The sequence below is a fragment of the Thermostichus sp. OS-CIW-32 genome (assembly GCF_054060415.1).
On the sequence record NZ_JBSSDD010000006.1, the window covers coordinates 21239 to 42801 of the forward strand.

Here is a 21563-nt window from a genome sequence, read left to right on the forward strand (position 1 = left end):
CAAAAAAGAACACTGTCTCTCACGCTAGCCGAATCTGTGCCAGGGCAAGGCGGCGGCCTTTAAGATCCTTAACCAAAATTGCAGTTTCCCGAAATCAAGACTTTACCGCAGGGATCCCAGCCGGTAGGATAAGTAGATGGATTCTCCGGCTCGGCGGGGGAGGATCCGGTCTGTCAAGCTCCTCTTCCCCAACCCCAGAGCTTTTGAGGGGAGCTTTCTACAATGGGCACAAGCCCCTGGTTTGGTTGGTCGTCTGCCTGGATGAGTCTTATGGAAGAAAACAACGTCAGCAACGGCACTCAATTACTGCTCAAACGCAACATTCCCGTTAAGGTGGTGGTCACACCCCTTTGGAAAAAGGAAATGCAGGAGCAATTAGAGCGGCAGATCGAAGCCACCGATGCTCAGATGCAACAGCTGGAGTTTCAGGGCAAGCGGGCTATTGCCGAACTGGAGAAACAGAGCCCCAACCCCAACAGCCCCCAAGTGCTCCAACAGGTGGAAGCGGTGAAAAGCCGCGTGAACGAGCAGAAAATCCGCCTCTTGGATCAGAAAAACCAATTGTTGCAGCAGATCAACCAACTGAGCACCCTGGAGCTTAACCAAGAAGTGCTGCAGGGCAATGTGGAGAGCTTCTTCCGAGTCCAAAAAGGAGACAACCTGATCCAGAAAATGCAGGTCGAGATCCTTCTGGAAGATGGGGTGATCAAAGAGATTCGCGGTAACCCATAGGCCGCTCACCCCCTTGCCGGAGAAGCGGCAGTCGGGATCCCCAATTTTTCTCGCCTGTAGGTTCTCGAGAACTCCGTTTCGCCAACACAATGGGTGACAATAGGTAACAACCTCTTAACAGCCTTTGGGTTAACGCTCGCACAGGCTGGCGAGGTTGGGTAACATTGCCGGCCGGGGGAGGATTCCCATGTCTGAGTTCGTCTGGTCAGAGCCAGAGCCTCTCGAGGATCTTCATCTTCCCGATTGGTTGCTCACCTCGGCCCAGCGCCGCCGTCTCAAGGCTCTGCTGGTTCTGGCCATGGTGTGGGGGTTGGTCAGCCTGATGCATGTGGTGCCGACGGCCCGTTGGATCACCGTTGGTTTGGCCACGTTCATGGTGATCCACATTAGCCGCTTATTTCGCCTGCAACCGGCGACCTCCCTGCCCCCTCTGAGACTTCCTCCTGCCGCTGCGACCCGCCGGGATCCCAGGTCAACAGATAACAGCGATGACCCTAACAACAATGACTCTGTCCTGCCAATGCAACGGGATGGGCAGAGCGGGCTTTCTGAGTTGGGCGGGCTGGCCTTGCCCCGTGTGGCTGTGTTGATCCCAGCCAAGAATGAGAGCGCAGTGCTCCCACGGCTGTTGCACAGCTTGACCCAGCTCCGTTACCCCACCAGCCATCTGGAGCTGTGGGCCATCGACGACAACAGCAGCGATGCCACCCCTGACGTTCTGCGGGAAGCCCAAAAGTGGATCCCCCATCTGCGGGTTTACCGGCGGCAGCCGGGGCGGGGCGGGGGTAAGTCCGGCGCCCTCAACGAGGTACTGCCCCTCACCCAAGGGGAGATCATCCTGGTCTGCGATGCCGATGCTGTGGTGCCTTCGGATTTTCTTGCCCGCACTCTGCCCTTGTTTGTTCAAGTGGGAAGCCTGCGCAGCCGTTTCAGCAGACGGACGGTAGGCGCTGTCCAGGTGCGCAAGGCCCTGAGCAACCCCAAGGTCAACTTCTGGACTCTGGGGCAGGTGGCGGAAATGGCCTCTGATGCTTACTTCCAGCAGCAGCGCGTGGCTGTGAGGGGTATTGGCGAGCTACGTGGCAACGGCCAACTGGTGCGGCGAGATGTTTTGGAAAAGTGCGGCGGCTGGAACGAGGCCACCCTCACCGACGACTTGGATCTCACCTTTAAGCTGCACCTGGCGGGCGTAGATATCGCCTTTCTGCCAGAGCCGGCCATCGTCGAAGAAGGGGTCACCTCTTGGAAAAGCCTCTGGCACCAGCGCTGCCGCTGGGCAGAAGGGGGCTACCAGCGCTATCTCGACTACTGGCCAGGGATCCTCAGTCGCCGCATGGGGATGGCCAAAACAGTAGATCTCTGGGCCTTCTTTATTTCTCAGTACTTGCTGCCGATGGCCTTGGTTCCCGATACCCTCTGGGTGCTGTTGACGGGCCACTCCTCGGTGCTGCTCCCCTTGAACGCTCTGGTGATGGGCTGCTTGACGGTGGCTTTTTACCGGGGGCTACGCCAGGTGGAGGGCTTGCGCGGACGGCGACTTTGGTGGCACACCGCCCTGGGCTTGGTCTACATGCTCCACTGGCTGCCGGTTATGATCGCCACAACCGCTCGCATGTGTGTACAGCCCAAGCGCCTAAGGTGGGTGAAAACTGTTCATCACGGCGCTTGAGGTCAGCAAGTTGGATCCAATCCTGCTATCCTAGTCAAGCACCTGCTCACGCCCTGCTCGACCATGGCCCGCCTCTACTACGACACCGACGCCAACCTGGAGCCTTTGGCCGATAAAACCGTTGCCATCATCGGCTATGGCAGCCAAGGCCACGCCCACGCCCTCAATTTGCGCGATAGCGGTGTCCAGGTCATCGTTGGCCTTTACCCTGGCAGCCCTTCCTGGCCCAAAGCCGAGCAAGACGGCTTAATGGTCAAAACGGTGGCGGATGCTGCCGCTGCCGCCGACTGGGTGATGATTTTACTGCCCGATGAAGTGCAAAAGGCCGTTTTCCAGGGCGAAATCCGTCCCCACCTGCAGCCGGGGAACGTGCTCCTCTTTGCCCACGGCTTCAACATTCACTTCGGGCAGATCCAGCCGCCGGCAGACGTGGATGTCATCATGGTTGCCCCCAAAGGCCCTGGGCACTTGGTGCGGCGCACCTACCAAGCGGGGGAAGGGGTGCCCTGCCTGTTTGCCGTCTATCAAGATGCCTCGGGAATGGCACGGGAGCGGGCCATGGCCTATGCCAAAGCCATCGGTGGCACGCGGGCCGGCATTTTGGAAACCACCTTCCGGGAAGAGACCGAAACCGACCTCTTTGGCGAGCAGGTGGTGCTCTGCGGTGGGCTGACGGCTCTGATCAAAGCGGGGTTTGAAACCTTGGTGGAAGCGGGCTACCAGCCGGAACTGGCCTACTTCGAGTGCCTGCACGAGGTGAAGCTGATCGTGGATCTCATTGTCGAGGGGGGCTTGGAGAAAATGCGCCACAGCATCTCCAACACGGCAGAATACGGCGACTACACCCGTGGCCCCCGCATCATCACGGAGCAAACCCGCGCCGAGATGAAACGCATCCTCGCCGAGATTCAAAGCGGCCAATTTGCCCGTGAATTTGTCTTGGAAAATCAGGCCGGCAAGCCAGGGCTTACTGCGATGCGGCGCCGCGAGGCCGAACACCCCATTGAACAGGTGGGCAGGGAGCTGCGGGCCATGTTTAGCTGGCTAAAGAAATAGGTCGGATATCTGGAGCTGAGGGTAGACCATCTCTGTGCTGGATCTGAAGCTGCTGCGGGATCGCCCTGAACAAGTACGCCAAGCCCTGCAAAACCGCCGGGCCACAGTCGATCTGGACGGGATCCTGCAGTTGGATCGGGAGCGGCGGCAGTTGGAGACCCGCAAGGGATCCCTGCAGGCTGAAAGCAACAGTCTCGGCAAAAAAGTCGGCGAGATCCTCCGCCAGGGGGCGGATCCCCAGGGTCCCGAAGTGGCTGCCCTGCGGCAGCGGGGGGTGGATCTCAAGGCCGAGATTGCCCAACTGGAGCAGCAGGAACGGGAGCTGGAAGAGGAGATTCGTGCTCGGCTGCTTACCCTGCCCAATTTGCCCCTGCCCAGCGTGCCGGTTGGCCGAGATGAGACCGACAATGTAGAGGTGCGCCGCTGGGGTGAGGAGCTAAAGCCGGCCCATCCTGTCCTTCCCCATGACGAGATTGCCGAAAAACTAGGGTTGCTGGAGATTGGCCGTGCGGTCAAAGTGGCCCAAAGCCGCTTTGTGGCTATGGTAGGGGCGGGCGCGGCCCTGGAACGGGCTTTGATTGCCATGATGCTGGAGCGCCACGTTGCAGCCGGCTACACCGAGGTGATCCCACCCTTTTTGGTCAACAGCGCCGCTTTGCAGGGGACGGGGCAGTTGCCCAAGTTCGCCGAAGACAGCTTTCGCTGTGCTGACGACGACCTGTGGCTGATCCCGACGGCGGAAGTTCCCCTCACCAATCTGTACCGGGATGAGGTGATCCCTGCGGAGTCCCTCCCTCTTTACTTCTGTGCTTACACCCCTTGTTTTCGCCGTGAGGCGGGCAGCTATGGCCGCGACACCAAGGGGCTGATCCGGTTGCACCAGTTTCAAAAAGTGGAGCTGGTCAAGGTCACTCGCCCAGATCAATCGGAAGCCGAACACGAGAAGCTGGTGCAGGATGCCGAGGCCATCTTACAGATGCTGGAGCTGCCCTACCGGGTGGTGGAGCTGTGTAGCGGCGATTTGGGCTTTGCGGCAGCCCGCTGCTTTGACTTGGAGGTGTGGTTCCCCTCCCAAAATCAATACCGCGAGATCTCCAGTTGCTCCAACTGCTGGGACTTTCAGGCCCGCCGTGCTAACCTGCGCTACAAAGAAGCCGGCCAGAAAGGCACCCAGTTTGTCCACACCCTGAACGGATCTGGCTTGGCGGTGGGGCGCTCTCTGGCTGCCCTGCTGGAAAATCACCAACAGCCGGATGGCTCGATTCGCATTCCCAAGGCGCTGCGTCCCTTTCTCAGCTCCCGGTTTCTCTCGGAAGACGGGATCCTCATTCCTGCTGCCTGAGCTCAAACTCAACCCAGTTTGATTGAGACTCGATTGAGACGCTCCTGCCCACCCGGCAGACGCCCTTATCTTTTCTGCAGTTTGGAAATGAATCAGCTTGACCTGCTCCTCGCTCTACAAGGATGAGGATCCCTAACACTTCACAGAGACGATCCACCTGACGGTAGCCTCAATCTTTAGGGTCATTTCAAGTTAGGTTGAGACACTTCCCAAGTGCTCTGCGGTACCGCTTCCGCTATGCAAAAGGGGAGAGGCGCTAGGAAGCAATGCATTCCTACCTTCCTGCCGGGCTGTCCTTCCGCTCAAGATTTGCCCTTGAGGCGATCCAACTCAGCTTGCAATTCGGCAATCTTCTGGCGCAGACGGGCCGCTTCCGAAAGTTCGATGGCCGTGCCTGCCTCGCCCTCGGTATCGCTAATGTCATCAATGGTGATCTTGCGGGGACCGGCAGTTTGTCTGTCTTCTCCCTTGCGGTTGGCGTTGGCGGCGATGGCATCCATGTAAGCCCGCGCCTCTTCAGCGGTCATCGCCCCCCGCTCCACCAGCTCGTCCACCAAAGCTTGCGCCTGCTTGCGCAACTCCATCAGACGGATACCCGCTTTGCTGGCCACCTTGGCAGCATTATCCGCCGCCACAGCCGCCAAACCCATGCCGAGGTAGAAAGCCTTTTGAGCCCAGTTGGCGAGGGGATTGTCTGTCTCGGACATTGCTAGGACAAGGGGGAGAAAGGCGAGAAGGGGAATGACCCAGCAGAGAGGAAAGTGGGGTAGCAAAGGGCGACCCGGGTTGACGCGCCTGCTCAGAGCATCCCGTGGTGCTGCTATCTTCCGATCCTGACACGGTTTGGGCGTCGGAGCTGCACGGACCCAGGTCTTCCAGTAGCCTAGCATTTTTCCCCTCTGCCCTGCTCGGCTTTCTTGGGCAACAGATGGGTTTCTCAGGGGGCTAGGGAGTTTCAGGCGGCTCCAGATAAACAGGGATCCGCTCTACGGCTGTATCGCTGCGCTGCACCTCCTGTTCCTGAACTTGAGGAAGGGTTACCGGCAGGGTAACCGGTTGAGCAACAAAACAACTGGCCACGGGCAGCGCTTGCTCCAGTTCGTCCAGAGGGCGGGGGATCACTGCCACCGCGTGCAATTCCCCAATGCGCTCTGCTTCGTACATGCCGGCATCGATGGCAATGGCCACGTTGGCCACTGTACCGCGGATAATGGCCGTACATAGGCCATCCCCAATGGTCTCGTAGGCCGCCAGTTGGACATCCGCGGTTTTGAGCATGACATCGGCAGCTCCCACCATTGCCGGGAAGCCGCGAGTTTCCAGCAGGCCCACGGCCAAGTTACTGAGGCGGCTGTAGCCGCGGTTTTGTGCCAGTTGAGACAGCTTGCTGCTGATCGGCAGTACCACTTCCAAGTTGGGCAGGGGGCGCGGGATCACCAAACTGGAGATCTCCTCTTGGTCAAACTGGCGGGCCAGCTCAATGCCCTCCTCAATGGCAATGCGCACATCGGCAATTCCCCCCCGCACAATGGCTGTGCAGTAGCCCCCCGAGGTTTTCTCAAAGCCGATCAGCGTCACGCCTGCCGACTTGGTCATAGCGTCGGCAATGCGCACGATGACCGGAAAGCTGCGCGTCTGAATCAGGCCCAGGGAGGTTGACATCGGCATCCTAACTACTCACGCCAGTTTAGCCATCAGAGCCGGCCATCCCCAGAGGAGAGCACCTGTCGATAGGGATAAATCTTGCTCAAGAGGCGATCCAATTCCGAATGGCCAGGGATCCCGTTGAGGTTGCGCGTTTTGGTCCTTGGGGAACCGGACTTTTCTTGGGTTTGCTCGGCAGCTTCCTGCCAGCGGCGGGTTTGCTTTTCAACATTGGCCACCGGAGAACTGGGCGGGGGGGCTGACTCAGGCAGCGTCTTTTGAGCCCCTTCCACTTCCGCCGGCGAGGGTTCTGCCGGGGTGAGCTTGCTGCCGCCCGCCTCCTGGAGATCGAAACCATAGGTGGGATCCCCGAGCAGCGAGCCGGGGGGAATGACTGCTTGGCTGAGCACCGAACAATTCAGCACTGTGGTTTCTGAGCCGATGCAGGCGTTTTTGCCGATGGTGCCCTGCCCGATCACCAGCACCCCCATTCCCAAGGTTGCTCCCGCCTCCACGATGAGGGATCCCCCACAGGCGTGCAGAACGGATCCCATGCCGATACACGCGCCGCGCCCGATGTGAATTCGACAGCCGGGGTTGGCCCGCAGCAGCACCCCTGCCCCAATCCCCGCCCCGGCTTCCACCTGTACCTCACCACTGACAAAATAGCGAGTTTCGTCGTTCTGGCCAGGCAAGGCGCGGAGCGTCATGGAGTTGGGCAAAGTAGAGGCCAACAAAGTGCTCCTCATCGCTGGGGGGTTGGGCTTGAACCAACAGAGGTCAAAAAAAGCTGGGATCCCTCAAGGGGTTTGGATGATCTGCTCCAGCACTCGCCGTTTGGCTTTTGGGTCAATACCCAGCAGGCGGACGTATTCGCCGCGATGTTCCTCCAGACAGGCTTCCAGAGCTGCCACCACTTGCGGCACTTGGGTGGCCTCGATGGGGCTACAGCTTTGCCAAGAAGAGGTGCGAAAACGGCGCTTGTCCGCATGTTCGGTGCCGATGCGGTAGCCTTGGCTGAGCAACTGCTGCACCTGAGCCACCACCTCGGCGCTGAGGCGGGTGCCAGAAGGGGATCCCTTGGGGGCAGAAGCGGGAGCCGCGGCAGCAGCAGCAGATTTTCCGCTAGGGGTTTGGATGATGCGCTCATAGACCCGCCGTTTGCCTTTGGGATCGATCCCCAGCAGGCGCACATATTCTCCCTGGTGCTCCGCCAGGGCAGCCGTCAGCTTAGCCAACACCTCTGGCCCGCGGGTGGCGCGAATGGCCGGCCCACTCTGCCAGGAAGAGGTTTTGAAGCGGCGCTCGTCGGCATATTCGTAGCCGATGCGATAGCCCTGAGCCAGCAGCCGATGCACCTCCTCCTGCACCTCCAGATCCAGGCCGGCACTGCCCCCTGCCGCAGGAGCCGTATCTGCCACCACGCCGGTTCCTGCAGGACTGCTGCTCACCTGGCCTTGCGGGGTTTGAATGACCTTCTCCAGCACCCGCCGTTTGCCTTTGGGATCGATCCCCAACAGGCGCACATATTCTCCCTGGTGCTCTGCTAGGGCAGCCTGAACAGCGGCCAGGATCTCCTGCGGCTGACCGCTCAAATTGCTCAAGGTCTGCCAAGAAGAGGTGCGGTAGCGGCGGGCATCAGCCACCTCCAGGCCAACGCGATACCCCTGCGCCAACAAAGTCCGGATCTCCTCCTCCAGCCCTGAGCCAGAGCGAGAGCCGACCGCCCCAGAACCCGGAGCAGCGGCTGCCGAGACGCGGCTGGGCATCCCAGAGACCAGCGCCGGCCCATCGGGGGTTTGGATGATTTGCTCCAGCACCCGCCGTTTAGCCTTGGGATCGATCCCCAGTAGGCGCACATATTCTCCCTGGTGCTCCGCCAGGATGGCCCCCAGCGATCGCACCACCTCCGCCTCGTGGGTGCTGGCGATTGGGCTTTCGCTTTGCCAGGAAGAGGTTTTGAAGCGGCGAGCATCGGCATACTCTAGCCCCACGCGATAGCCTTGGGCCAACAGGGCACGAATTTGCTCCACCACCTCCGGCTTGAGAGGGGATCCGCCGCCGTTCCGGCCATTGCCGCGATGGGAAGAATGAGTCATGGGTGCCGTCTCCGTAGCCGTTGAGTTAGAGGTGCGCTGCAGTTCGTTGCGGATGGGAGCGATACAGACGAGGTTTTCGCTGCACTGGTAGCCCTCTCGCAGGGCTTGGTTGATGCCGATCACGTGTTGGGCAAACTTGGCATCGCTATCCTGGACGTCGGGCAGCCGGTCGGCCTCGGCCTGGGTGGTGATGATGGATCCAGAAGGCACGTACTTGCCTGGGGGGATCTCCACATCCTGGATCAGGCAATGCAACATGATGATGCAGCCATCCCCAACCCGAGCGTTGAACACCGTCGAGCGGAAGCCAATAAAGCAGTCGTTGCCCACGTAGGCCGGCCCGTGGATCAGAGCCATGTGGGCAATGGAAGTGTTTCTGCCAATCCAAACGGAGTAGGGTTGGCCGTCTTCTCCTATCACCCGCCCCTGTTCCAGGCCGTGGATGACCACCCCATCCTGAATGTTGGATCTGGCGCCAATGTGGAAGGGGGATCCCTCGTCAGCGCGAATGGAAGTTCCCGGGGCGATCAGCACCTCCGCTTCCACCCGCACATCCCCAATGAGGTTGGAGAAAGAATGCACGTAGGCTGTGGGATCGATCTTGGGCTCCGCCAGTCGGCGAGACCAGGGCGTTGGCGGTGCAGCATAGGTGTGAGCAGGCATAACCGTGAGCCTCTAGAACGCAGTAGGGCGGACAAGGGCAGCAAGAGAGATGAGAAGGGAAGGGATCCCAGCTAGCGTTGATCGCGCTTGTTGTAGAGAGAGCGACCGCCAACGCTGACCGTATCGATAATCGCCATCACCACTGCATCCAGCGGGCGAGTCTGGTTTCCTTGCGGCTGGCGAGCGGCACTGCCTTGGCTAACCAGCACCCACTCGTCAATGCCGGCCCCCACCGGATCGGCAGCCACAGCGTAATCGGGTTGCGGCTGGCCCTCGAGATCGACGTACTGCACCAACAAAAACTTCACGCCCGTCAAGCTGGGATCCTTTTGAGTGCTGGTGACGGTGCCCCGCACAATGGCAATACGCATCAGGGACGGGTGAAGGGACGGATGGCATTGACCCCTTCGCGGAACTGAGCCACATCCTCGGTGTAGCGAATGGGCAACACGTACTCCAGGTTCTCGTGGGGACGGGCGATAATGTGCCAAGACAACAACTGGCCGCCGTTCACCCGCTTCACCGAGTCAATGCCGGCAGCCACCGAGGCTTGCACCTCCGAGACATCCCCCCGCACGATCACGGTGACCCGACCGCTGCTGATTTTCTCGTAACCCACCAGGGTAACGCGGGCTGCCTTGACCATGGCGTCGGCAGCTTCTACCACTGCCGGGAAGCCCAGGGTTTCGATCATTCCAACTGCAATAGCCATAGGTACTCCTTACGCTGAAAGTGAAAGTGGGGTGCGAACTTTCTGGGGTGCGAACTTTACTGAAGTGGGGACTAGGTGCGGAACTGCTCTACCGCCTCGGTATAGCGGATGGGCAACACAAACTCCAGGTTCTCGTGGGGACGGGCAATGATGTGGTGGGAGAGAATCTCACCCCCGCTCACCCGCTTGGCAGACTCCAAACCGGCAGCCACCGAGGCTTGCACCTCCGAGACATCCCCCCGCACGATCACGGTGACCCGACCGCTGCCGATTTTTTCGTAACCCACCAGGGTAACGCGGGCTGCCTTGACCATGGCGTCGGCAGCTTCTACCACTGCCGGGAACCCGCGGGTTTCGATCATTCCAACTGCAATAGGCATATCAACTCTCCACTTTTGAACACACTCAGTTCCTGAACGCTGTCGAACCCAGTAGCAAGGCAAATTGATCTCGCTTATTGGGTTCGCTCATGCAATCTCCTTTCGATTTCATCAGAGAGATCCTCTGCCCAAATCTCGATTGACAGCTTTTCCCGGCGACACCTACCCCAGCCACCAGAGACCCCCCTCTGAGGGGAGAAGGCTCTGAGCCACAGACCTCCGACTGAAGTCAGAACAGGTTGTAGGAGCCATCAGGGTTAACCGCAACTGTCACTCAGGCGGGCAAAGCTGCCAACTCTGAGCTAAGTCCACATCTTTCTTGTACAAAATCGATCATACAAAATTGACTAGGACAGCTCAGAGAAGGGATCCCCGACTTAACAAAATGATATCCCTATTTAATCCTGGACGAAAATCAATATTTTTAATTAGCACGATAGCTTTTTATTAAGAGAGGCAAAATTGTTATCAATTCAAAAATAATTCTTGACATCTTTTCAACTTTCACCGCTCATCGACTCCTGGATCATCGGCGCAGCGAGGGGGGCACTTCCAGGCCGTGGGCTTCCATGAGGTCGGCTCGGCCCATCAGGTGGGCTGGGGATCCCTGGGCCCAGATCCGCCCTTGATCCAACAGGATGACCTGATCGCACACCTCCAAGATCAGCTCCAGATCGTGGGAAGCCAGCAGAAAAGTGTGGGCAGCCTGCTGCAAAAAAACTATCAACCGGCGCCGGGCTCGCAAATCGAGGTTGGCCGTCGGCTCATCGTAGAGCACCAACTGGGGTTTCATCGCCAGGATCCCGGCAATGGCGACCATGCGCTTTTCCCCACCGGAGAGGTGATGGGGGGGACGATCAGCCAAGTGCAGGGTGCCGGTCAGGTGCAAGGCCGCTCGAACCGCAGCCGCAATCTCCCCCTCAGGACGGGCCAAATTGCGCAGTCCGAAGGCCACATCTTCGGCCACCGATGGGGCAAACAGTTGGTCGTTGGGATCCTGAAACACCAACCCCACCTCAGGGCGAAACTGGCCGGGCCGCAGCGGCTGGCCAAACAAACTCACCTGGCCAGAGCAGGGGGGCAACAGGCCGCAGAGGGTGAGGAACAGGGTAGTTTTACCCGCGCCATTGGGGCCGATCACCCCCAGATGTTGCCCAACCTCGACCCGTAGATCCAGCCCTTGCAGCACCGGCGGATGACCGGGATAAGCTGTCCACAATTGGTTCACCTCCACCGCCGGCACCGGGTTCATAGCAAAGCTAGGGCATCCGCACGTCTTTCCAGCGCTCCTGGGTGGCCGTGGGGGTAAGTTGCAAGGTGGGCACACTGGGGCTGGTGAGGTCAATCTGGACGATGTCGTCGGGCGTACACTCGCAGTAGCGGCGCAGATCCCGCATTTGGTTGAGGGTCTGAATTTGCAAGGGCAAGCGGTCGGAAATCGGCCCCAGGTAGACGTTGCCCAGCTCAGTATGCAGGGTAATTCCCGCTCCAGATTGCCAATCCACTGCCCTGATCTGAATTTCAGACTGCTGTAAAGCCCTGAGCAACAGCGCCCATTGCTCTGGGGTGTGGTTCTCCCAGCCCAGCAGCTCCAGCTCAGGCCAAGACGCGGGGGAACGGTAGGGATCCGGAGACAGCCAGTTGCCCTGGACATCCACCCAGCCCAGTTGGTTGCCCCATCGCGCCCGCGCCACAGGTTGCCGTTCTCGCACCTGGACGATGACACCCACCGGCAGCAGCCGTCGCTGCACCTGGACGCTTTCGATGGGAGAGGGGCGGGTCGGGGATCCCAGCAAAGCCCTTTCCAAAACAGCCGGTTGCACCTGCCAAATGTTGAGGGGATACTGCAGGGGCAATTGTGCCCGTATCCAGGCGGGATCGACCCAGTGGGCACCCTTTACCTGAATCTGTTCTGGCTGACGAATTTGCCAGTGGGGCTGCCGTAGGCCCAGCACCAGCAGCGCCAAGAGGGTCATCGAACCGGTCAGGCGCCAGGATCCCTGCCAGAATCGGCTGCGCCGTTGCCGACGCAAAAGCTGCCTACGCTGCAGGATTTGTTCACGGTTGGGAGCAGCCAGGAGTGCCATGGATCCCCCTTCACCCCATCACGGGGTATGCAGATGGGGAACATTCCGTGCTTCTACTCAACCCGCCATCTCCTGAACCTGATCCGCCCGCAGCCAAACCGTAGGGGTGGGAACAGCCCCAAACTTAATCTGCAGGTAGTCACCCTTGATATCCACGACTTCTCCGGGGGTCTCGAAAACGTAGTTGGGAATAAAAGGATCGCTTGCCTGCGCTTCTAAGCTACCCTCCAGTTTCTCGCGGATAGCCCGCACCAAGGTGCCTCGCTTAATCGCCATTGCTCCTCCTCAGTTCAGTCGCAGATTAGCCGGTTCGATAGCAGTTGTATCACGCCTGTCGCTGCTGCGAAGAGGAAAGCTGGGATCCAGCCTCTGGTTGGCTCTGACAGGGATCAACCTGAGTTTGGCTTATTTGCGTTTTAGGCTGCGGGCCATATTGCGGAAGGTATCCATGTCCGATCCCCCTTGACGGCGTGGGCTTACTCCGCTGCTGCTTGAAGCGGAGGATCCCTGCTCAGCAGCAGTTTCAGGAGTTTTGGCTGCCTCTGTGGACAACTTAACTTTACCGAGGGAAGAGACCTGCTCCACCACCTCCACCTTCTCCTTGCTGCCGAAATCCTGGAAGGTGTGCTTCACAATCCTGGGGGTGCGCATATACTCGATGTTGCCAAGGGTTTTGGCTTCATCTGGGTCGAGAAAAAAAGTATTGTCGTTTTTCGCTTTCTTTGGGGTTGGCTTAGCAACAGTTTCCGGTGAGGACGTGGCCGCAGCTTTGCCGCGCGAGCCGAACAAGCGCTTGAAGATGCCTACCATGGTCGTTTTGCCTGCAATGGGAAGGAAGTTGAGCCGGATCCCTAGGCACTGATATTGGCCACCCGCCCTTGGCAAGGTGAGGGCCAGGCCCGGTCATGAAATAATGTTAAGCCAACTTAGAGCACCCTGCCCTCCGGGGCAGAAGGGTTTCTGGATCCCGCACCTCAGAGGGAGAGAGTTTCAACCTCTGGCAAAGGGTTTGGCCGATGGCAATGTAACTCATCCCCAAAGCATCTCAGGATCAGGAAGTTCAGGGATCCCTGTAGCCGACTGCCATACAACCTTCTGGCCGAGAAATTGGCTTACGCTCGCTCCTCTCTTCTAGAGAGCCAGAGGAGTTTCCTCATACGCTAGATGCGTTGTCTTAGCTAGCAGTGGCTATATGGCTATACAGTGAAGTAAGAAGTCCAAAAACTCACTCCAGGCTCAGATAAGTAAAAACTGCAGTATGAAGCTGGGCCTCCAGATCGGCCTGGTAAGAAAACCTTACTGCTGCACTTTTGAGGTGTAGTGTACTTCAACCCTGAGGGGAGCGCCCAGGTTCAAGGCACTGCCGATGCAACGGGCCAGGATTTGAACGTTAAGCCGCTGATCCGTCGATTCTAAACTTGTTGCAAGCCGACTCTTGCTTGGACCAACTACGGGTGAACGCTGTACGCTCATCTTAACAGACTCCCTATTTTGGTGAGGGCTGAACAACCAACTGACTTTCAGGTGATGTTATTGAGGAATCTCAAAGGAATACCGACCAGCAGCATCCAAGAACCTGCTCTTTGAGATTAGGATGATTTGCCCTTCTTGTGCATCGACAACCCTACGGATTTGTTAGGCAAGACACTCTTGGACTTTAAGGGATCCCACGGAAAAAGAATCTCTACTTTGCGAAACTTTGCGAAGCACTTTTGGGTAGAGATGAGGACGACCCGGAAAACTGGCTCTCGGTTCCCTGCGCACGCTCGCCAACTGCCAAGATGCTCTACCCCAAGTGGTTGGGGATCCAGCCGCATCGGGTTGCCCAGCAGAAGTGTTGCCATAGACCCGCGAGAGAGTTCTGTTGTTTGACGGGTTCGGTCTGCTGTGGCCTTCTGTTAAAGAACGGATGCTACCGCTCCATGGGTGGGCATGCTCTATTTTGGGATGAGCCCCCTTATAATAAACATTGGGAATCCAAGTGTCCCTGCTGTCCCTCCGCCTGGCTGGGTTCTCTTCACTGCATACAAGGGAACAACCGAGCCGCAAAGTCTGGGATAACTGCTGTTGCGTTTTGAGAGGAATCCATGTCTCTAGTTTTTAACCTGGTGAAGCGTTTGCAGCTCATCCTGCTCAGCCTTGTGGTTGGGGGATTGGCTGTGGCGTTCTTGTCCAACCCTGCTGCTGCCGAGACCTACATCGTCAAAATGGGATCTGACAAGGCCCAGTTGGTCTACGATCCGCCTTCTCTCACCATCAACCAAGGGGATACCGTTCAGTGGGTGAACAACAAGGTCTACCCCCACAATGTTGTCTTCGACAAGGTGCCCGGTGGAGATGCGGCTCTGGCCGCCAAGCTCTCCCACAAGGCACTGCTCACTGCTCCCAAGCAGGTGGTGGAGTCGGCTTTTGTTGATGTTCCTCCAGGTGAGTACACCTACTACTGCACGCCCCACCGTGGGGCCGGAATGGTCGGCAAGATCATCGTGAACGGCTAAATCCACACCCCAAGTGCTGAACTTCTAGGGATCCCACTTTTGGTTTTGCCTTGCTGGACAGGGATCCCTGCTCTTAGCATGAAAGGTAGCCCTCTCAGGAGTGGGAGGGCTTTTTGGTGAATGAATACGCATTCGACCGGCTTGCCCTGTACTGCGCAAGTGTAGTTCTCAAACGGGTTCTCTATGACCACCAGCGTTAAAGGTTACCTGCTCTTGGCCGTTTCCTGCCTCAGCGCCATTGCTGCTGTTGGCTCAATTTTCGAGTTGGCTTCTGGCGAGCCGGATTTTGGCGTCGGCCCCACCAGCATCATCTTGGTTGTCGCTGCTCCATTGGCTGTTTGGCTGTTTCAGGCTGCGGTTGGAGCGGCACGGGCCGGCAATACGGCCGGAAAGGGGAGCAAAAAGAAAAAATGAGGAGATGGTGAGAACCCTAGGCAAATGGATATGGAGTCAGCGGGTTTGCTTCAAAGAGACTTCTGACTCCCTCTCGATTTCAGTCAGTTGGTGAAACTCCGGCAAGAGCTCCCGTTTCTGCACAGTTCCGAGAGCCGATTCCAAGCCGGCGGTAGCTAGGGTACAACTGGAGCCAGAACCATTCAGTACGGTCTCGGTGACCTGTCCGTTTTTGTCGATCCGATATTCCACTTTGATGTACTCAGGCATCCGCACTCCGCTTGTTACCGAACAACAACGGGTTCTTCCCCATTCTAGTTCTTGCTTCCTTTTCCTGGGCTAAATCTGGCTGGGCTCTATGGCTTCTGCTCGTCCCCCCTTCCAGGCTGCCAAAAGGGATCCCGGAATCCGGCGAGACCTCGGCTTGGGCGTGGGGGCATTGGTGTGTGTGGTGCTGATCGGCACCCTCTGGTACCACGGGGTGGAGCAGTGGCCGTGGGTGGAGGCTTTTTACATGACCATCATCACCCTGACCACTGTTGGCTTTATGGAGGTGGAGCCGCTGGGGGATCGGGGGCGTTTGTTTACGGTGGCCTTGATCCTGATGGGGGTCTTGAGCATTGGGTTCATGGTGAATCGCTTTACAGAGGCCCTCATCCAGGGACATTTTCAGGAAGGGATCCGGCAACGGAAATGGAAGAAACAGATGGAAGCGCTGAACAACCACTACATCATTTGCGGTTTTGGGCGCATTGGGCGGCAGGTGGCCCAAGAGTTTCGAGCAGAAGGGGTGCCATTTTTGGTGATCGATCAGTCTGCCGAGGCCATTCAGGTGGCTCAAGAGCTGGGATATGTGGCTCTCCAGGGGGATAGTACTCTAGATGCCACTTTGCTGGAAGCGCGGGTGCAACAGGCGGAGGGACTGATTGCCGCCCTGTCTTCCGATGCCGAGAACCTCTACGTGGTCTTGTCGGCCCGCACCTTGAACCCCCGCATTCGCACCATTGCCCGCGCCAATACGGAGGAGGCTTTGCAAAAACTGCAGCGGGCGGGCGTTGCCCATGCCATTTCTCCTTACATCACGGGCGGAAAACGCATGGCGGCGGCTGCCTTACGCCCCCGGGTTGTGGACTTTGTGGATGGCATCCTTGTCGGTCGGGATCGCACTTTCTACCTAGAGGAGTACGAGCTGGCAGCCCAAGAATGTCCTTATGTCGGGCAAACCCTACGGAAAGCCGATTTGCGCAACCGATCCGGAGCTTTAGTGGTGGCAATCCGGCGGGCCGATGGCCAGTTGATTGGTGGCCCCAGCGGAGAAACCCTGTTGCAGCCGGGGGATCTGCTGTTGTGCATGGGCACCGCAGAGCAGTTGCGTCGGCTTGGACAGTTGCTCTATCCACGCCCGTAGCAGCTTGTTCTGGGTAGCCTGGCTCAAATCCGCCTCAGAATACTGGGGCCATGAGAGTCGGTGCCACAGGTTTTCAAAAGTCCGTAGGCCTCGGCCAACTCTTCCGCTTTCTCCGTCACTTCTGGGCTAGGGATCCAAATCTCCGGGTTTTTGTAGGCGTAGTAGACCTCAAGGCCGTCTACTCCCAACTCCGCTGCGGCTGGGACGATTTCCTCTGCGGGCAGGCAATAGCGAAAGGGGTGGGCCAACACCGCTAAGCCTCCCGCTGCATGAATGGCCTGAATGCCGTCGGCGGCGGGCAAGCCGGGAACCTGCTCCCCTTGGGCAAAGGGATCCAGGACACCATCGGTGGGATCGAAGCCGTAGCCCAGAATATGCACTTCACAGCCCAACAGGTTGGCTGTGATCTCGATCCCCGGCCACAGGATGGGGTCGTCGGGACGATCCAGGTGGGCGCGGGCTCGCTCGTAGCCCTTCAGGGTGTGGTGATCGGTGATGGCCAGTCCCTTCAGACCGTGCCGGCGTGCTTGCTCCGCCAGATCCACGGGATCCATCTGCCCATCCGAACAACGAGTGTGTAGGTGAAAGTTGTACTGCAAGGGACAAGAACGAGGGCCAACCCCCTGTAGCACCTGCCGCAACTCCCCAGCAGAAGGCACCACGCAGGGATCCCGTTCCAAGCTGACAACCATAGCCACCCTTGGGTTCTGAAGTTTTATTAAGCATGTCCCCCCATTGTAGCCAGGGGCAAGGGTCAGTGCTATGGGTCAAAGACTACTGAGCTGGGGGCTCAGAAGCCGTGGGCCAATACTTCCTCGGCGGCGCGAGTTCCCGCCCCTGGGGTGAAGTCGCTGTAGCCCACGGTGTGTAAAGCTGACTCCAGAGCAGCCAAGGTCATCAGCACATCGCGGTCGCTGATAAAGCCCAAATGGCCAATGCGGAAGATTTTGCCCTTGAGGTGGTCTTGTCCAGCGGCAAGGGCGATGTCGAAGTGTTTCTTCAAGGTGCTGCGGATGGTGTCAGCGTTGATCCCTTCGGGAGCGAGTACAGCTGTTACCGAAGGACTGGCCGCTGACTCTGGATCAACCAAGAGCTTTAGCCCCAGAGCCTTGACGCCAGCACGGGTGGCCTGGGCCAGCTTGGCATGACGCCGGTAGATGGCTTCCAACCCTTCTGCGCGCATCATGCGCAGGGTAACCTGCAGGGCGTAAAACAGGTTCACCGCCGGTGTAAAGGGAGTGGTGCCTTGGCGCAGGGCCTTTTGCGCCAGCTTAAAGCTCCAGTAGTACTTGGGAAACCTAGAGCGCTCCGTAGCGGCCATGGCCCGCGGGCTGACGGCCACAAATCCCAGCCCTGGTGGGATCATATAGCCCTTCTGGGATCCCGAGGCCACCACATCCAAGCCCCATTCGTCCATTAACACCGGCATTGCCCCCACGCTGGTGACCCCATCCACCAGGACGAGGGCTTCCCCGTGCTCGCGGGCAGCAGCAGCAATGGCTTGGACATCGTTGGCTACGCCGCTGGAAGTCTCCGAGTGGGTGAGGATGACGGCTTTGATGGTTTTTTCCCGGTCGGCAGCCAGCTTTTCTTGGAAGATCTCGACGGGGTAAGGGATCCCCCAGGGGGTTTCCACCCGCTCACACTGAAGGCCAAACTGCTCGGACATTTCCGCCCAGCGCTCCCCAAACTTGCCGTTCACCCCCACCAAAACCCGATCCCCAGGGCTGAGGGTGTTGAGGATCCCGGCTTCCATAGCGCCGGTGCCACTGGCGGAAAAGACAAACACATCGGAGGTGGTTTGGTGCAGCCAGCGCAACCCATCGGTGACCTCTTCCAAAATGGCGGTGAACTCTTTGCTGCGGTGCTCGATGGGCCCCCGTGCCATCGCCAGCAGCGCACTCTCGGGAACGGGAGTGGGGCCGGGGATCATCAATATCAGCTTGTCTTTCATGCTTGCCCTGCTTGGGATGCAAGTGAGGTTTGAAAGGTGGCGGCCAGATTCGAACTGGCGCATAGAGGTTTTGCAGACCTCTGCCTTACCACTTGGCTACGCCACCCCATTGCTCAACTGGGCGCAGATATTGTATCCGAAAAGGGGATCCCCCTTCCAGTAACCAAAAGTAGCAGTTCCCAGCTCAGCTAGGCCTCAACCCTTTCTTCCTGCACCTTTAACAGACGGGATCCCAGCAGGCGCTGCAGCCAAGGAGCCAGAAACTTGCGGTTGGCCAACTGCTGCTGGGGATCCTGAGTTTCCAGAGGGAAGGGGGCAAGAGCCCGCAGGGCGGCAGTGGTAACACAGAACATGGCCTTTTGGAAGCTAAGGCAGATTTTCACCCGCAGGTCATCATCCCCGCGAGGCTGGCGGCGGTAGTGCTCTCGCAAGTAGGGGGGCAGGTGGCGCATCATATCCTGCATCAACAGGGTAGGCGGGATCCCAGCGCTGCCTACCGGCAGCGGATCGGCGTAGAGGGCGCCGTAGGCAAAGTCAGCCTGCTCAGCCGGGATCTGGTGGGCCTGGGCGTTGTAGGAAACCGTGCCCATAAAGGGAAAGGAGCGGAAAAACACCGCTTCCACATAGGGGATAGCCGTATCTGATAGGAAAGTCAGACCCGCCGAGAGAGGGATGATCTCGTAGCGGCGGCCCCAGATGCAGGGAGCGTAGGTGATAGGCTTGTCGGCAGCTGCCACCAACCCCTGCTGGATGTGAGCCACCACGTCGGGAATGGTGAGGTGGGGTTCTGTCTTAGAGCGCTTGGCCAGCGCCAGGAAAATATCGCTCATCACCCGCCAAAACTGGCCCAAGCCGCTGTACATAGCCAGCATGCGCACCTGTTCTAGAGCAAAGTCGGGAAACAAGATCCCCAAGCCCTGCAAGAAGGGATTGAAGCGGATTTTGGCCCGGATGGCTCTCTTGGCCCGCTCGACAAATTCAGGGGTATCCAGGTAGCGGTCTAGCCCCCCTCCCCCATGCCAGAGCATAGCCTTCATGCAGTATTCGGCAAACTCGTAGTTGATGCGGTCATGCCACAGGTAGCGCAGCCATTTGCCCAGGGTAATCTCGCCGTTGAAATACTTGAACGCCGGAAAAAGCTCCAAAAATTGGTGGTCGGCAATAAAGATCAAATTGCGCGAATAGGCATCCAGCACCTCGCCGTAGCTATGCAGGATGCCAATGACCTCTAGGCGATTGGCAGGGGCATCCGGCACAAGGGCTCCCCCTGCCTCTAGGCGCTGGACAATAGGAGCCAGTTGCAGTTGCTCCAGAGGAGATAAGCCGGCCAGAAAGAAGCAGGAAGGAGCAGGAGCAAGAGTGGCAGTCATGGGAGCAAAAGAAACTCCGTCGATCTCATCAAATCATCAAAAGGAAGACAACCCAAACTGAAAGGCAGTGACCAGTCCTGCAACACCAGCTAGGTTAGCCTTGGCCAAGGCCAAGGTGGTGGACTCCACCCAGCGGGTTGCCCAGCTAGGCTGCAGGCCCAGTAAAACCACCAGCGTTGCCAAAACAACAGCAGGCAGGCGCTCTTCAGTGGCGTGGCGTTGCATGGCTATGGCCACTTGCGAGAGGCGCCCAAAAAAGACACGGTTCACCATCAGCAGAAAATAGGCCGCCGTCAATCCCGTCCCCACCATGCACAGGAGCGTTTGCAGGGGAAAGACGGCAAAGCTGCCCCGAAAGAGGGTGAACTCAGCTATAAAGCCCACCATGCCCGGTGTGCCGCCACTGGCCATCACCCCTAGCACCATCAAGCTGCCAATAAGCGGTAAGCCCCGCTCCGGGTTGAGCAATCCCCGCAGCAGCTTGAGATCCCGTGTGCCGGTGTTGGCATAGACGGCTCCCACCAGAAGAAACAGCAGCGAGGAGATGAGGCCATGGCTGACCATCTGAAAGATGGATCCCACCAGGGAGAGGGGAGTGGCTGCTGCTACAGCCAAGAGGATGTAGCCCATGTGGGCAATGGAGCTGTAGGCCACCAGCTTTTTCATATCCTGCTGCACCAAGGCGTTCAGGGATCCATAGAGCACGTTAACCACCGCCCAACCGGCCAGCCAAGGCCCGGCTTGATCCCAGGCATCCGGCAAGAGCTGCAGGCCAAAGCGCACCAGGCCGTAGGTGCCCAACTTCAAAAGCAAACCCGCCAGCAACACGGAAATGGGAGTGGAAGCCTCCACATGGGCATCTGGCAGCCAAGTGTGGAAGGGAACCAAGGGGATCTTGATGGCCAGCCCCAGCAGAATGGGAATAAGCAACAGGGTTTGTTGCACCAGGGGCAAGGGGTGAGCCTGCAGGACGGTATAGGTAAAGCTGTGGGCATCGCTCAGCCAACTGAGGCCGAAAAAGCCTACCAACAGCAGGATCCCTGACAGAGCTGTGTAAATCAAGAACTTGGTGGCGGCATAGGTGCGGCGCGGCCCTCCCCAGATGGCGATGAGCAAATACAGGGGGATCAGCTCGACTTCATAGAACAGGAAAAACAGCAGCAAATTCTGAGCCAAAAAAGCTCCGGCCACCGCTGCCGCCAGCATAAGCACCAAGCTGTAGTAGAGGCGGGGCCGCTCCACCTGGCCACTGGCCCAAATGGCCATCAGCACCAGCAGCCCGGTCATCACCACCAAAGGCAGAGAGATCCCATCCACTCCCACCTCATAAACCAAGCCCAACTGGGGGATCCAGGCCATCCTTTCCGCCAATTGCAGGGATCCAAGGTGGGGGTCAAAGATCAGCAACAGCCCCGCGCTCAGGCCAAACAAAACCCACCCAAACCCCAAGGCCAAAGCCCGGTGCAAGCCCTTCCCCGCCTGCTCGGGAATCAACCCAATCAAGATGCTCCCCAACAACGGGATCCCAATCAAAAGGCTCAACATGGCTCTCTCCC

At 58.6% G+C, this 21563-nt stretch carries 23 protein-coding genes, 1 tRNA gene and 1 other RNA gene; 7 read left to right on the forward strand and 18 right to left on the reverse strand.

The window, feature by feature from the left end:
- The first annotated feature begins 270 nt into the window (after positions 1 to 270).
- From ACVWY8_RS08560 to serS, 4 genes are all read left to right on the forward strand, one after another.
- Positions 271 to 732: a YlqD family protein gene (locus tag ACVWY8_RS08560; protein WP_011433386.1), complete on the forward strand. Its 462-nt coding sequence runs from the start codon at positions 271 to 273 to the stop codon at positions 730 to 732.
- A gap of 187 nt (positions 733 to 919) precedes the next feature.
- Complete coding sequence (locus ACVWY8_RS08565; RefSeq protein ID WP_457394047.1) at positions 920 to 2401, forward strand: glycosyltransferase; 1482 nt, start codon at positions 920 to 922, stop codon at positions 2399 to 2401.
- Positions 2402 to 2464: 63 nt separating this feature from the next.
- Positions 2465 to 3457, forward strand: a complete 993-nt coding sequence (gene ilvC / locus ACVWY8_RS08570) for a ketol-acid reductoisomerase (protein WP_457394045.1) — start codon at positions 2465 to 2467, stop codon at positions 3455 to 3457.
- 34 nt (positions 3458 to 3491) lie between these two features.
- Positions 3492 to 4799 (forward strand): serine--tRNA ligase, encoded by a 1308-nt coding sequence (gene serS, locus ACVWY8_RS08575; protein WP_457394042.1) that lies wholly within the window; start codon positions 3492 to 3494, stop codon positions 4797 to 4799.
- A gap of 302 nt (positions 4800 to 5101) precedes the next feature.
- Here serS and ACVWY8_RS08580 read toward each other — a convergent pair whose 3' ends face one another.
- The 12 genes from ACVWY8_RS08580 to ACVWY8_RS08635 form a co-directional block, all read right to left on the reverse strand.
- Positions 5102 to 5506 (reverse strand): hypothetical protein, encoded by a 405-nt coding sequence (locus ACVWY8_RS08580; protein WP_414419086.1) that lies wholly within the window; start codon positions 5504 to 5506, stop codon positions 5102 to 5104.
- A gap of 68 nt (positions 5507 to 5574) precedes the next feature.
- Positions 5575 to 5672, reverse strand: an RNA gene (ffs, locus tag ACVWY8_RS08585) — signal recognition particle sRNA small type.
- A gap of 72 nt (positions 5673 to 5744) precedes the next feature.
- Positions 5745 to 6461 (reverse strand): carbon dioxide-concentrating mechanism protein CcmK, encoded by a 717-nt coding sequence (locus ACVWY8_RS08590; protein WP_457385246.1) that lies wholly within the window; start codon positions 6459 to 6461, stop codon positions 5745 to 5747.
- A 32-nt stretch (positions 6462 to 6493) separates the two neighbouring features.
- Positions 6494 to 7177, reverse strand: a complete 684-nt coding sequence (locus ACVWY8_RS08595) for a hypothetical protein (protein ID WP_457397002.1) — start codon at positions 7175 to 7177, stop codon at positions 6494 to 6496.
- A gap of 66 nt (positions 7178 to 7243) precedes the next feature.
- Positions 7244 to 9205, reverse strand: a complete 1962-nt coding sequence (locus ACVWY8_RS08600; protein WP_457394037.1) for a ribulose bisphosphate carboxylase small subunit — start codon at positions 9203 to 9205, stop codon at positions 7244 to 7246.
- Between the two features lie 71 nt (positions 9206 to 9276).
- Positions 9277 to 9576 carry a EutN/CcmL family microcompartment protein gene (locus ACVWY8_RS08605; RefSeq protein ID WP_011433394.1) on the reverse strand — a complete coding sequence of 100 codons (300 nt, stop codon included), beginning with the start codon at positions 9574 to 9576 and terminating at the stop codon, positions 9277 to 9279.
- Positions 9576 to 9917, reverse strand: a complete 342-nt coding sequence (locus ACVWY8_RS08610) for a carbon dioxide-concentrating mechanism protein CcmK (protein WP_011433395.1) — start codon at positions 9915 to 9917, stop codon at positions 9576 to 9578. Before ACVWY8_RS08610 ends, ACVWY8_RS08605 begins: the two co-directional genes overlap by 1 nt.
- Positions 9918 to 9988: 71 nt before the next feature.
- Complete coding sequence (locus tag ACVWY8_RS08615; protein ID WP_011430450.1) at positions 9989 to 10297, reverse strand: carbon dioxide-concentrating mechanism protein CcmK; 309 nt, start codon at positions 10295 to 10297, stop codon at positions 9989 to 9991.
- A 526-nt stretch (positions 10298 to 10823) separates the two neighbouring features.
- On the reverse strand, positions 10824 to 11549 hold the full coding sequence (locus ACVWY8_RS08620; RefSeq protein WP_414399732.1) for an energy-coupling factor ABC transporter ATP-binding protein: 726 nt from the start codon (positions 11547 to 11549) through the stop codon (positions 10824 to 10826).
- A gap of 7 nt (positions 11550 to 11556) precedes the next feature.
- A complete protein-coding gene (locus ACVWY8_RS08625; RefSeq protein ID WP_414522134.1) occupies positions 11557 to 12384 on the reverse strand; it encodes a cell division protein FtsQ/DivIB in 828 nt (275 codons plus the stop codon).
- 57 nt (positions 12385 to 12441) lie between these two features.
- Positions 12442 to 12660 carry an NAD(P)H-quinone oxidoreductase subunit O gene (gene ndhO / locus ACVWY8_RS08630; RefSeq protein WP_011433398.1) on the reverse strand — a complete coding sequence of 73 codons (219 nt, stop codon included), beginning with the start codon at positions 12658 to 12660 and terminating at the stop codon, positions 12442 to 12444.
- A 129-nt stretch (positions 12661 to 12789) separates the two neighbouring features.
- A complete protein-coding gene (locus ACVWY8_RS08635) occupies positions 12790 to 13194 on the reverse strand; it encodes a hypothetical protein (RefSeq protein WP_457394035.1) in 405 nt (134 codons plus the stop codon).
- A gap of 1277 nt (positions 13195 to 14471) precedes the next feature.
- On the opposite strand from ACVWY8_RS08635, the gene petE reads away from it, so the two are divergent.
- Positions 14472 to 14882: a plastocyanin gene (gene petE, locus ACVWY8_RS08640; protein WP_011433401.1), complete on the forward strand. Its 411-nt coding sequence runs from the start codon at positions 14472 to 14474 to the stop codon at positions 14880 to 14882.
- Between the two features lie 183 nt (positions 14883 to 15065).
- Positions 15066 to 15296: a hypothetical protein gene (locus tag ACVWY8_RS08645; RefSeq protein ID WP_011433402.1), complete on the forward strand. Its 231-nt coding sequence runs from the start codon at positions 15066 to 15068 to the stop codon at positions 15294 to 15296.
- A 36-nt stretch (positions 15297 to 15332) separates the two neighbouring features.
- Here the strand turns inward: ACVWY8_RS08645 and ACVWY8_RS08650 are convergent, their stop codons facing one another.
- Positions 15333 to 15545, reverse strand: a complete 213-nt coding sequence (locus ACVWY8_RS08650) for a DUF2997 domain-containing protein (RefSeq protein WP_011433403.1) — start codon at positions 15543 to 15545, stop codon at positions 15333 to 15335.
- Positions 15546 to 15633: 88 nt separating this feature from the next.
- Between ACVWY8_RS08650 and ACVWY8_RS08655 the strand changes: the two genes are divergently transcribed.
- The gene (locus ACVWY8_RS08655; RefSeq protein ID WP_457394032.1) at positions 15634 to 16683 is read left to right on the forward strand and encodes a potassium channel family protein; all 1050 of its coding nucleotides are present in this window, start codon (positions 15634 to 15636) and stop codon (positions 16681 to 16683) included.
- A 23-nt stretch (positions 16684 to 16706) separates the two neighbouring features.
- On the opposite strand, the gene ACVWY8_RS08660 is transcribed toward ACVWY8_RS08655, so the two are convergent.
- The 5 genes from ACVWY8_RS08660 to ACVWY8_RS08680 all read right to left on the reverse strand — a co-directional run bounded on the left by ACVWY8_RS08660 (position 16707) and on the right by ACVWY8_RS08680 (position 21552).
- On the reverse strand, positions 16707 to 17375 hold the full coding sequence (locus tag ACVWY8_RS08660) for a PHP domain-containing protein (RefSeq protein ID WP_457394029.1): 669 nt from the start codon (positions 17373 to 17375) through the stop codon (positions 16707 to 16709).
- 98 nt (positions 17376 to 17473) lie between these two features.
- On the reverse strand, positions 17474 to 18637 hold the full coding sequence (locus tag ACVWY8_RS08665; protein WP_414419384.1) for a pyridoxal-phosphate-dependent aminotransferase family protein: 1164 nt from the start codon (positions 18635 to 18637) through the stop codon (positions 17474 to 17476).
- Positions 18638 to 18671: 34 nt separating this feature from the next.
- Positions 18672 to 18743 (reverse strand) — tRNA-Cys (locus ACVWY8_RS08670).
- A gap of 82 nt (positions 18744 to 18825) precedes the next feature.
- The gene (locus ACVWY8_RS08675; protein ID WP_457394027.1) at positions 18826 to 20007 is read right to left on the reverse strand and encodes a CO2 hydration protein; all 1182 of its coding nucleotides are present in this window, start codon (positions 20005 to 20007) and stop codon (positions 18826 to 18828) included.
- Between the two features lie 36 nt (positions 20008 to 20043).
- Entirely contained in the window at positions 20044 to 21552 is a 1509-nt protein-coding gene (locus ACVWY8_RS08680; RefSeq protein ID WP_414350719.1) for an NADH-quinone oxidoreductase subunit M, read from the reverse strand.
- Positions 21553 to 21563: the final 11 nt, after the last annotated feature.

Coding starts and splice junctions, on each gene's coding strand:
- ACVWY8_RS08560 (WP_011433386.1), top strand. CDS start 271: ATGGAAGAAAACAACGTCAGCAACGGCACTCAATTACTGCTCAAACGC.
- ACVWY8_RS08565 (WP_457394047.1), top strand. CDS start 920: ATGTCTGAGTTCGTCTGGTCAGAGCCAGAGCCTCTCGAGGATCTTCAT.
- ilvC (WP_457394045.1), top strand. CDS start 2,465: ATGGCCCGCCTCTACTACGACACCGACGCCAACCTGGAGCCTTTGGCC.
- ACVWY8_RS08580 (WP_414419086.1), bottom strand. CDS start 5,506: ATGTCCGAGACAGACAATCCCCTCGCCAACTGGGCTCAAAAGGCTTTC.
- ACVWY8_RS08590 (WP_457385246.1), bottom strand. CDS start 6,461: ATGTCAACCTCCCTGGGCCTGATTCAGACGCGCAGCTTTCCGGTCATC.
- ACVWY8_RS08600 (WP_457394037.1), bottom strand. CDS start 9,205: ATGCCTGCTCACACCTATGCTGCACCGCCAACGCCCTGGTCTCGCCGA.
- ACVWY8_RS08605 (WP_011433394.1), bottom strand. CDS start 9,576: ATGCGTATTGCCATTGTGCGGGGCACCGTCACCAGCACTCAAAAGGAT.
- ACVWY8_RS08610 (WP_011433395.1), bottom strand. CDS start 9,917: ATGGCTATTGCAGTTGGAATGATCGAAACCCTGGGCTTCCCGGCAGTG.
- ACVWY8_RS08615 (WP_011430450.1), bottom strand. CDS start 10,297: ATGCCTATTGCAGTTGGAATGATCGAAACCCGCGGGTTCCCGGCAGTG.
- ACVWY8_RS08620 (WP_414399732.1), bottom strand. CDS start 11,549: ATGAACCCGGTGCCGGCGGTGGAGGTGAACCAATTGTGGACAGCTTAT.
- ACVWY8_RS08625 (WP_414522134.1), bottom strand. CDS start 12,384: ATGGCACTCCTGGCTGCTCCCAACCGTGAACAAATCCTGCAGCGTAGG.
- ndhO (WP_011433398.1), bottom strand. CDS start 12,660: ATGGCGATTAAGCGAGGCACCTTGGTGCGGGCTATCCGCGAGAAACTG.
- ACVWY8_RS08635 (WP_457394035.1), bottom strand. CDS start 13,194: ATGGTAGGCATCTTCAAGCGCTTGTTCGGCTCGCGCGGCAAAGCTGCG.
- petE (WP_011433401.1), top strand. CDS start 14,472: ATGTCTCTAGTTTTTAACCTGGTGAAGCGTTTGCAGCTCATCCTGCTC.
- ACVWY8_RS08645 (WP_011433402.1), top strand. CDS start 15,066: ATGACCACCAGCGTTAAAGGTTACCTGCTCTTGGCCGTTTCCTGCCTC.
- ACVWY8_RS08650 (WP_011433403.1), bottom strand. CDS start 15,545: ATGCCTGAGTACATCAAAGTGGAATATCGGATCGACAAAAACGGACAG.
- ACVWY8_RS08655 (WP_457394032.1), top strand. CDS start 15,634: ATGGCTTCTGCTCGTCCCCCCTTCCAGGCTGCCAAAAGGGATCCCGGA.
- ACVWY8_RS08660 (WP_457394029.1), bottom strand. CDS start 17,375: ATGGTTGTCAGCTTGGAACGGGATCCCTGCGTGGTGCCTTCTGCTGGG.
- ACVWY8_RS08665 (WP_414419384.1), bottom strand. CDS start 18,637: ATGAAAGACAAGCTGATATTGATGATCCCCGGCCCCACTCCCGTTCCC.
- ACVWY8_RS08675 (WP_457394027.1), bottom strand. CDS start 20,007: ATGACTGCCACTCTTGCTCCTGCTCCTTCCTGCTTCTTTCTGGCCGGC.
- ACVWY8_RS08680 (WP_414350719.1), bottom strand. CDS start 21,552: ATGTTGAGCCTTTTGATTGGGATCCCGTTGTTGGGGAGCATCTTGATT.